Origin of the sequence: Faecalimicrobium dakarense, from assembly GCF_000499525.1 — a bacterium.
In the GTDB taxonomy this organism is placed as follows: domain Bacteria; phylum Bacillota; class Clostridia; order Peptostreptococcales; family Peptostreptococcaceae; genus Faecalimicrobium; species Faecalimicrobium dakarense.
Map to the genome: position 1 here is coordinate 1 of NZ_HG529287.1, position 10072 is coordinate 10072.

Annotated in this window: 12 protein-coding genes; 11 read left to right on the top strand and 1 reads right to left on the bottom strand. The window is 25.6% G+C overall.

What is annotated here, in order from left to right; genetic code table 11:
* Nucleotides 1-8: 8 nt before the first annotated feature.
* On the bottom strand, nt 9-221 hold the full coding sequence (locus tag BN899_RS06340; protein WP_042273875.1) for a cold-shock protein: 213 nt from the start codon (nt 219-221) through the stop codon (nt 9-11).
* Nucleotides 222-472: 251 nt separating this feature from the next.
* Here BN899_RS06340 and BN899_RS06345 point away from each other — a divergent pair, with 251 nt between their 5' ends.
* From BN899_RS06345 to BN899_RS18975, 11 genes are all read left to right on the top strand, one after another.
* Complete coding sequence (locus tag BN899_RS06345; protein ID WP_042273876.1) at nt 473-994, top strand: cob(I)yrinic acid a,c-diamide adenosyltransferase; 522 nt, start codon at nt 473-475, stop codon at nt 992-994.
* Nucleotides 995-1464: 470 nt separating this feature from the next.
* Nucleotides 1465-1626: a hypothetical protein gene (locus tag BN899_RS18970; protein WP_154658885.1), complete on the top strand. Its 162-nt coding sequence runs from the start codon at nt 1465-1467 to the stop codon at nt 1624-1626.
* Nucleotides 1627-1786: 160 nt separating this feature from the next.
* Entirely contained in the window at nt 1787-3232 is a 1446-nt protein-coding gene (locus tag BN899_RS06350) for a DEAD/DEAH box helicase (RefSeq protein WP_042273878.1), read from the top strand.
* Between the two features lie 383 nt (nt 3233-3615).
* On the top strand, nt 3616-4863 hold the full coding sequence (hflX, locus tag BN899_RS06355; RefSeq protein ID WP_042273881.1) for a GTPase HflX: 1248 nt from the start codon (nt 3616-3618) through the stop codon (nt 4861-4863).
* A 162-nt stretch (nt 4864-5025) separates the two neighbouring features.
* Nucleotides 5026-5502, top strand: coding sequence for a hypothetical protein (locus tag BN899_RS06360; RefSeq protein WP_042273882.1), 477 nt, complete (start codon nt 5026-5028; stop codon nt 5500-5502).
* A gap of 251 nt (nt 5503-5753) precedes the next feature.
* Nucleotides 5754-7031, top strand: a complete 1278-nt coding sequence (locus BN899_RS06365; protein ID WP_071162434.1) for a GIY-YIG nuclease family protein — start codon at nt 5754-5756, stop codon at nt 7029-7031.
* A gap of 420 nt (nt 7032-7451) precedes the next feature.
* The gene (locus tag BN899_RS06370) at nt 7452-7646 is read left to right on the top strand and encodes a (2Fe-2S)-binding protein (RefSeq protein WP_042273890.1); all 195 of its coding nucleotides are present in this window, start codon (nt 7452-7454) and stop codon (nt 7644-7646) included.
* Between the two features lie 101 nt (nt 7647-7747).
* Nucleotides 7748-8278: a hypothetical protein gene (locus BN899_RS06375; RefSeq protein WP_042273884.1), complete on the top strand. Its 531-nt coding sequence runs from the start codon at nt 7748-7750 to the stop codon at nt 8276-8278.
* A 103-nt stretch (nt 8279-8381) separates the two neighbouring features.
* On the top strand, nt 8382-9095 hold the full coding sequence (locus BN899_RS06380; RefSeq protein ID WP_052356670.1) for a DUF3298 and DUF4163 domain-containing protein: 714 nt from the start codon (nt 8382-8384) through the stop codon (nt 9093-9095).
* Nucleotides 9096-9148: 53 nt separating this feature from the next.
* A complete protein-coding gene (locus BN899_RS06385) occupies nt 9149-9610 on the top strand; it encodes a YdeI/OmpD-associated family protein (RefSeq protein WP_042273885.1) in 462 nt (153 codons plus the stop codon).
* 142 nt (nt 9611-9752) lie between these two features.
* Nucleotides 9753-9908: a hypothetical protein gene (locus BN899_RS18975; RefSeq protein WP_154658886.1), complete on the top strand. Its 156-nt coding sequence runs from the start codon at nt 9753-9755 to the stop codon at nt 9906-9908.
* The last annotated feature ends 164 nt before the right edge of the window (nt 9909-10072 follow it).

Sequence of the window (10072 nt, forward strand, 5' to 3'; positions counted from 1 at the left end):
TTTTTTTATTAATTAAGCTTATGGACATTAATAGCAGATGGCCCTTTATCAGCTTTAACTACATCAAATGTAACCTGTTGGCCTTGGTGTAAATCTTTATTATGTCCATCTTCTTTTATATGAGAATAATGAATAAAAATATCTTCACCATCATCTGCAGAAATAAATCCATATCCTCTCTCACAATCAAACCACTTAACTGTTCCGTTAAAATTTGCCATAAAATAAGTCTCCTTTAAAATATTAATGTATTTTCTAATATAGTATTTGTATATATGTAAAGATTAATAATAGTAAAATTATGAGAAAATATTATATGATGTATTTATAAGAAAAAATAAGTAGATGTTTTGAAGTATCTATGAAAATAATAGAGTATATAGATAAAAATGGTAAGCTTGACAATCCAAAATATGGGTATATAATAAGTATAACTCCTTTAATAAATATAAAAAATTAATGAGGTGGTATTATGAAAATATATACAAAAACAGGAGATAAAGGTCAAACATCACTATACGATGGAAGTAGAGTAGATAAAGATAGCATAAGAGTAGAGTCTTATGGTACTTTAGATGAATTAAATTCATACATAGGGCTTTGCATAAACCATGCAAGACAAAAAGATAAAAAGATTTTATTTGAAGTACAAAAGGAATTGTTTTCTGTATCAGCCGAATTAGCTACTCAAAATAAAGATAAATTAAGAAAAGTAGTAGTAGAAGATGATGTAAAAAAATTAGAAAATATAATAGATGAATATACAAACAAAACAGAAGATATAAATGCATTTATAATACCCGGAACAAGTTTAGTTTCAGCGAATTTACATATTGCAAGAACTATATGTAGAAGAGCAGAAAGAAGAATAATAACTCTTAGTAAAGTAGAAGAGATAAATCCACTTTTAATAAAGTATGTAAATAGATTATCAGATGCTTTATATGCTATAGCAAGATATAATGAAGAAAAATTAATTCCTATGGAATTTTAATAAAAAAGAAGCAATGGATAATAAATATATCGTTGCTTCTTTTATTTTTAAATATTATTAATTATAAGGAACTATATAAGGATATACATTTAAATTATGTTGTTCCATATTTTCATCAAAATCGAAACCATGATGAGGTTGATTCATAAAGAATAACCACCAAAATGGGAAAAATCCAGGGCCAGGGAAAAAACATGCCCGTGATGAGGAAAATGACCATGATCGCCAAACATATGACCAGAAGGCATAACAGGATCTGTGTCCATGCCACCCATCATTTGTCCATAAGGCATCATACAAGGATTAGGCATACACATAAAAATCTGTAAACTGATATAAAAAAATAAGAGGAACATATCAATATATATACTAATCATATAAAAAATAAAATATATTACAAATATAAAATTTTGAAAAAATATGGTAAAATATGTTATATATTATAAAAATATAGACAAGGGGGATTTTAAATGGGAAAAAAGAAAAATGACTTAATAGATCCATTATTAAGTAGTGGAAAAGTATTTAAGCTTAAATGTGAAAAATGTAAATCAATATCTGTACAAATAAGTGAGCAAGAAAAGCCAGATTCTACATGTTTTGAATGTGGTGGTAAATGCAAAGTTTTATAGTATTTATGATAAGTTTATTATATAAAATAAAAGCACCTAATTTTGATAAATAATTCAAAAAATTAAGTGCTTTTATTTATTTTGAAATAACAAAATATTAAATTATTGATATTGTGGTATAATAAAAAATACTATAAATAAAGCCAGAAAGAGAGAAACAATGACAAAATCAAACTTTACAGATTATAAATTAAGCAAAGAGATACGAAGAGCAATAGACATGCTAAATTATAAAAGTCCAACAAAAGTCCAAGAAAAAGTGCTTCCTGTGGCTCTTGAAAATAAAGATGTTTTAGTTAAATCACAAACAGGAAGTGGAAAAACAGCATCTTTTGCAATACCAGTTTGTGAATTAGTTAATTGGAATGAGAATAAACCTCAAGCATTAATACTTACACCTACTAGAGAACTTGCGATTCAAGTCAAAGAAGATGTATTTAATATAGGAAGATATAAAAGAATAAAAGTACCTGCACTTTATGGAAAATCTTCTTTCTCACAACAGGAAAAAGAGCTTAAGCAAAAAACTCATGTAGTTGTAGGAACTCCAGGTAGAACTATTGACCATATTAAAGAAGGTTCATTTGTGACAGATAATATAAAGTACTTGATAATAGATGAAGCTGATGAAATGCTTAGTCTTGGATTTATAGAACAAATAGAAAAAATTATAAGTCACCTGCCAAATGAAAGAGTAACTATGTTATTTTCAGCTACTATGCCCGAAGATATAAGTGATTTATCTAAAAAGTATATGAAAAATCCTATAGAAATAGAAATCGAAGCAAAAACTTTAACTGTTGATAAAATAGAACAATTTGCGTATAAAATAGAAGAAACAGGAAAATTAAACCTATTAAAAGACATAACAATAGTAGAAAATCCTGATACTTGTGTAATCTTTTGTAACACAAGACAAAAGGTAGATATGCTATGTGAAAAATTAAGTAGTCTTAATTATACTTGTGACAAAATACACGGAAGCATGGAACAAGATGATAGAATAAAGGTAATGAATAATTTTAGAAAAGGATACTTTAGGTATTTAATAGCAACAGATGTAGCAGCTAGAGGAATTGATATAGAAAATGTTACTCATGTAATTAACTATGATGTACCAGTTTTAAGGGAAAATTATGTCCATAGAATAGGGAGAACAGGCCGTGGTGGTAAGGACGGTAGAGCAATTACCTTTGTAATGAAATCTGATGAAAGACGTATGTTTGAAATTTACAGTTACACAGGAAAGGATATTGAGCTAAGAAAAATTCCAAGTAAAAGACTTGTACATGAATTAAAGCCCAAATTTGAAAAGAAACTAAGTGTAAAGCCTGAAATTAAAGAAGATAAAGGTATAAATTTAAGTAAGGATATAATGAAACTTCATATTAATGCTGGTAAAAAAACTAAAATGAGGCCAGTTGATATTGTAGGAACACTTTGTAGTATAGATGGAATGAGTGCAGAGGATATAGGCGTTATAAGTATACTTGATATATCTACTTATGTTGAAATATTAAATAACAAAGGTGAAATGGTACTTAAAACACTTCAAACTAAAAATATAAAAGGTAGACCTCGTAAAGTTACTAAGGCTGATATATAGGGTTATAAAAAATATTGACAAATATTTGAAAGTGGATTATTATGAAAACATAATTAATCGGTGAAAGGAGTGATATATATGAAAAACTTATTTAAAGTATTTGATAAATTACATATATATTGCTCCCGTATAAAATATTAAACTCTATAAATATAGATTTATATTTATTTAAGTTTACCCTGGAGCACTAAGTGTTTCAGGGTATTTTTATGCTTTAAGCCGAAAAAGGAGGTAATAGAAATGATCATTAGAGGATGCGTATTTTTCATAAGACTAAGAGGATAGCGCACGAATTGTGGCTTTTAAAATAAAAATTTTACATAGTCATAACTTCGTGCTATTTAAAAATATTAAATAGTAAATTAAAAGGAGATTATGTATATATGCAAAAAGGAATAATAGTAGGAGTTAATATAAATAACGAAGAAGATTTTGAAGAATCAATGATTGAGCTTAAAAACTTATGTTTTGCTTGTGATATTGAAGTAGTAGGAGAAATGGAACAAAATTCAAAGCAGGTTAATCCAACTTACTATATAGGAAGTGGGAAAGTTTCAGAACTTGCCAATGTGATTGAAAGTTTAGAGGCAGATATTGTAATATTTAATAATGAACTATCTGCTTCGCAACTAAGAAATATTGAAAAAATATTAAAGTGTATAATAATAGATAGGACTACTTTAATACTAGAAATATTTGCGCAAAGAGCTAAAACTAGAGAAGCAAAGCTACAAGTAGAAGTTGCAAGACTTAAGTATTTACTACCAAGATTAATTGGTTCAAATCTTAACCTAGGACGTCAAAGTGGAGGGGTAGGAACAAAGAATAAAGGGGTAGGAGAAACAAAATTAGAACTTGACCGTAGAAGAATAGAAGATAAGATAGCGGTTTTAAATAAGGAACTAGAGACTTTAAAATATCAAAGATCTACTCAAAGGAATAAAAGAAAGAAATCATCGATTCCAAATGTAGCATTAGTAGGTTATACAAATGCAGGTAAATCATCAGTTATGAATACTATGGTAGATAGATTTAAGGAAAATGAAGATAAAAAAGTTTTTGAAAAAAATATGCTATTTGCAACATTAGAAACTTCTGTTAGAAGTATAAAGTTAGAAGATAATAAAAGATTTTTACTATCCGATACAGTTGGATTTGTAAGTGATTTACCACATGATTTGGTTAAAGCGTTTAGGTCCACATTAGAAGAAGTTTGTGAAGCTGACTTATTAATTCATGTAGTAGATGTATCTAATCCAAATTATGAAAATCATATTGATGTAACTAATGAAACTCTAAAACAAATAGGTGCAGAAGGTATACCTATGATTTATGCATACAATAAAGTTGACTTAATAGATTTATATGGACAGTGCGATAAAGGGGTATATATATCAGCTAAATGTAATATAGGTATAGATGAGTTAATAGAAAGTATATGCAAAAAAGTATTTAAAGACTATATAAAGTGTAAGATGTTAATTCCTTACAATAAAGGAGATATAGTATCTTATTTAAATATGAATGCATCAGTAACTAACATAGATTATGAAGCTGAAGGAAGTCTTTTAACTATAGAATGTAGTAAAGAAGATTACTATAGATATAGTCAATATATAGTTAATATATAGTTAATAATTAATATAATAGAAGAGCCCAACTGCTAAACTTGAAATGTTTCGCCAACACGTTGCTAAAGTAAAGGACACAGTCGTTGGTGACATGAAACATAGTACCCACTCTGTGGCTTAAGTGAAGGGACTTTTTTAGAAATACTTTAATGGAGGAAATATATGCAATTAATTGAACTAAAAAAATATGCAGTAAATGATTTAGATAAAAAAATTATAAATGCCATGATTAAAGATGACTATAGCACGTTAAATAAATTTATAGGAAGCGTTATATGTGATCTTATAGAAGGTGTTAACCTAGATAAAGAATATATAATTAATGCAAAAGTAAATATAAATGGATATGATAAAATTTCTTTTGGAGAAGTAGGAACTTATGTGGCGCTAATACCTTACGTAAATTCAATACTAAACAGTCATAAAGATGGTCATGTTATATCAACTACATTTATAGAAATGTTAATTAGTTATATTATAGGCTATACAAATAAAGACGAATTTATTAAAAATCTTTTAAAAATGAAAAGCTTACTGGGAATATCAGAAGAATTTTATAATGGGCTAATAAGTTACTTTGGTTTACAGAAAGATAACATACTAAGTGAAATTGATGAAAGATTAGTGACATTTAGTTAAAGTTAAAAATTAAATTTATATAAAAAAAGCACTTATACTTTAAATTTACAAAAGTTAAGTGCTTTTTTATATTTAAAATACAGAGCAACTAATAAAATATAGGAATATAGAAAGGTAATAGTTAAATAAAAAATACATATTACGAAATAGATATAAAACTTTAATAAAATAAAAAAATTGACAAAATAAAAAATAAAAGCTATTATGTTAATATATTTAATATATAAAACTATTACAGGAGAGCGATATAAATGAAAAATAATATTAATTTGATAGGTCAATTCAGAACTGACTGGATTAAATATAGCGACTATGAAACAAAAAATGATGAAAATGGAACAAGTTATATAACGCCGACAGAAGATGCAACATTTAGTATTTATAATCCTTTTGATAAATCAAAAGAATTAGTTTTTGACTTAATAGAAATAGGTGATACTGCTTTAAATAAAGAAATCGATAAAGAGATTATAAATGATATGGTACTAGACTTTGTTAAAGAGTATGGATTATTAGGGATAATAACATCTAGTGTTTATAATAAAAGTATAATAGGGGAATCAAAGGTATTACTTACAGATAATAATCCTCTTAAAGTTAGTGAGAAAATAATGGATGAAGATAAGTATCTTAGTTTATTTATACCTTTTGCAGATGAGGATGAAGTTTATGTAAGAAAATTAGGAAAACATATAACTTTATTTAAGGCAGAGGATTCACCAAAATTTTATGGTAAAAGGCCGCTTGTATTAGATTTGGTATTTTCTAGATTTTACTGTGAAAAGTTAGAGTGGATAATAGATTTTGCAAAAACTATTGCAACTCATATAAATCAAATATTAATTTACAAAAATATAAACTTAACAGAAAGTGTTACTATAATGGCTGGTAAGTTTAAAGCTGAAAAAATTGGAATGACTATTGGTGTTTTAGATAATCCATACATAGAATGGGATTTTGATTCTTTAAAAACAGCAATAGAAATAATTTATTCATTTGCAGTTACTGATAAAAATAATACAATAAAACGTTGTGAACACTGTAAAAAAGCATTTATAGCAAAAAGTGAAAAAGAAAAATACTGTAGTCCATCATGTAGAAATTGTTACAATGTAACTAAAAGTAGAAATAAAAAAAAGAATATAGATAAAAATATAGAGAAAGAGGAGACTGAGAAAATGAAAGAAAAAAAGAAAAGTAGAAAAGAAGCGATTCTTGAATATAAAGAGCGTCCTGTATCAGGAGGAATTTATAAAGTAACTAATACAGTTAATGGGAAATACCTTTTAATTAATGATATAGACTTAAAAAGTGCTGAGAATCGTTTTAACTTCTTTAAGAAAACTGGTTCTGGTATTCATATGAAGGTAGAAAAAGATGTAAAAGAATTTGGAGCAGATAAATTTAAATTTGAAATATTAGAAGAAATAGAAATGAAGGAAGGACAAAGTAAGAAAGACTTTAAAGAAGACTTAAAAGCTTTAGAAGAAGTATGGAAAGAAAAATTTGATCCATCAAAATCTTATTAGTAAAAATATAGGTTTAAATAAAAATATGGTTAAAAAATAACTATGTGTATTGAATCAAATATTCTTATATGAAATAATGTATAAAGAGGTGATATTATGACTAAAGAATATTATTGTCCAAACTGCAAAAAAAAGTTAGAAGTTATGGATGGCTGAGGGAGCACAAGTTATTATTGCATGGAATGCAATACACTAATTTCTAGAAAAAAAATATTAACTAAAGAACAAATAAAAGAAAATTTAGATAATGAAAACTAACACAAAAGAGTATCAATTTTAAAAATACTCTTTTGTGTTATCTAGGAGTCTTTATATTCTATCATAAAGCATTTATTTTAGTTTTTAATATAGGTTTTTATATTAATAATGAATGGGTATATTATTATATTATAAACTATTTTATAAAATGTGGAGGATATTATGAAAGAAGATGACAGAATATGTGGATGCTTTAATGTAACTATAAAAGATATAAAAGATGCAAAGTTAAAAGGGTGTATGAGTGTAGAAGACGTAAGAAGAGAAACTAAATTTGGAGAAGCATGTGGTAGATGTAAAAATAAAGCAGAGTTAACAGTATTAAAAGTACTTTTAAACAGATTATATATAAAATAATTAATAAAGTATAAAGTTAAACTTTAATTTTTATTGTAGGCAAATTTGACATAAAGTATTAAAATAGAAATATAAGATAATATAGATTAAAGGAGAAAATAATGCAAACTTATTTTTTAAGCGAAGATAAAATATTCATACAGCCTACAAAACTTGCAGAAATATTACTTCAAAGTAATGGATATACAAACTTTCATGAGAGTATAGTACAAAATAATATAGAATATAGTGACCAAAAAAACTATGAAATATCAAGTGGTGGATTTATAGATTTTAACCAACACTTATATGAAAATATAAATGAAATGAACTCTATAAGTACAGGTATATATCTAGAAAAATCTTTAATAACGTTTAGAATCTTCATATGGGGAGCAAAAGGAGAAGGATTTGAAATATTTAAACATGTACTGCGTGGAGAAGAAATAAATAATTTACAAACAATTGAAGATTTAAAAGAGTATATATATATTCACATAAATGAATTAGAACAAGGAATAATGAAAACGTACGGTGAGGATACTAATAAAGCCTTTGAACAATTTGGATTAGCAATAGAAAGTAGAAAGTTACCACTTCAAAGTATACTTCAGTATTTAAGTATAGAAAATAATATGCAAGATTTTAGATAGGCAAAAGGAAATAGTTAAAACTATTTCCTTTTTTTATTGTACCCATTATTACTTTATAACACATACTATAGTAAATAATAGCTAATTTAAGGGAGGGAGTATAATGGACAATAATAGACCTTGTATAAATAATCCACTATATATATATAGAAAAAATATAAACAAAGAAAGTGAGTTTTTTAAATATGATATAAGTTATCCTATTTTAATGCCGTTTGCAACTTATTTTAATACATCATTTTATAATATGACAATTATTAATAAAATAAATCAGACTATATATAATGATATTATAAAATATAAAAATGAAATAAAGAAACAATCTAAAGAATATGAAAAAGAGTATATAAATATATTTTCAAAATCTAAAGAAGATTATGTTAAATATCAATATGAATTAATTGTAGATTATAAAGTAACATATAATAAAAATCATATAATAAGCATACCTATACAAAAATATGAATTTACTGGGGGAGCTCATGGTATGACTTATTTAGATTCATATAACTATGATTTAAGGGATGGTAAGAGATTAAGACTATCAGATATGTTTAAAAAAGATGTAGACTATAAAAAAATAGTAGATACATTTATAGAAGAAAGTATAAATAAAAATAAAGAATTATATTTTCAGGATGAAGGTAAGTTCACAGGAATTAGTGATAGTCAGCAGTTTTATATAGAAGATGATGGGGTAGTAGTATACTTTAATCTATATGATATAGCCCCATACTATGTAGGAATACCAAAATTTAAATTAACATTTGATGAGTTTGGGGAGTGTTTTAACATTAAATATATTTGCCGAGGCTAAGATAAAACTATGATATAATAACATTTAGATAAAAACTGCAAGGAGACATTTTTATGAATTATAAATTTGAAGCAATAATACAAAAGCACGAAGGAAAAGATGCTACTTATATAGAGATACCTTTTGATGTAGAAGAAGAATTTAATGCTAAAAGAGTTAAAGTAAAAGCTAAGTTTGATGGATTTGAATATAGAGGATCTATTGTAAAAATGGGACTTCCGTGTTATATGATAGGTTTAACTAAAGAAGTAAGAAAAAACATAGGAAAAGAATCAGGAGATACTGTGTTTGTTGAAATAGAAAAAGATGAAGAAGATAGAGAAATAGAATTACCGAGTGACTTTAAAAATGAACTTGAAAAAAATGAAAAAGCTCTTGAATTTTACAACTCATTATCCTATTCTGGTAAGCGTAAGTATTTCCAATGGGTAACTAGTGCTAAAAAATCTGAAACCAGAGAAAAAAGGATATATGAATCTATTGTAAAACTAGAAGAAAATATAAAGATTAAATAATAACTATAAAAAGAGTATGTTTGTATTTAAGCATGCTCTTTTTTGCATAAATTTGTTATTTAAAAATTTTAACTGTCAACTTCAGATAAGATTATGCATATTTATACAGTATAGCATATATTCAAAGAATTGAGGGATATGTATGACTAAAAAAAATAGTAAAAATAATACTAACAATAAAGCAAAAACAAAGAAAAAAATAAGTTTTAAAGGTAAAAATACGACTAAAAAATCTAATAGTGATTTAACTGAACAATTAAAGAAAAAATTATTAGAAAAATTACTAGAAAAAATTTAAATAAAAGTACTATTTATATTTAAGATAAATAGTAATAAAAAATAGAGTGTATATTTATAGACTCTATTTTTATTACTATTTGCTAAAAATAATATTATAATAATATTATATAAAAAATAAAAGGAGAATGAATATGTATAAATGTTGTATATTTGATTTAGATG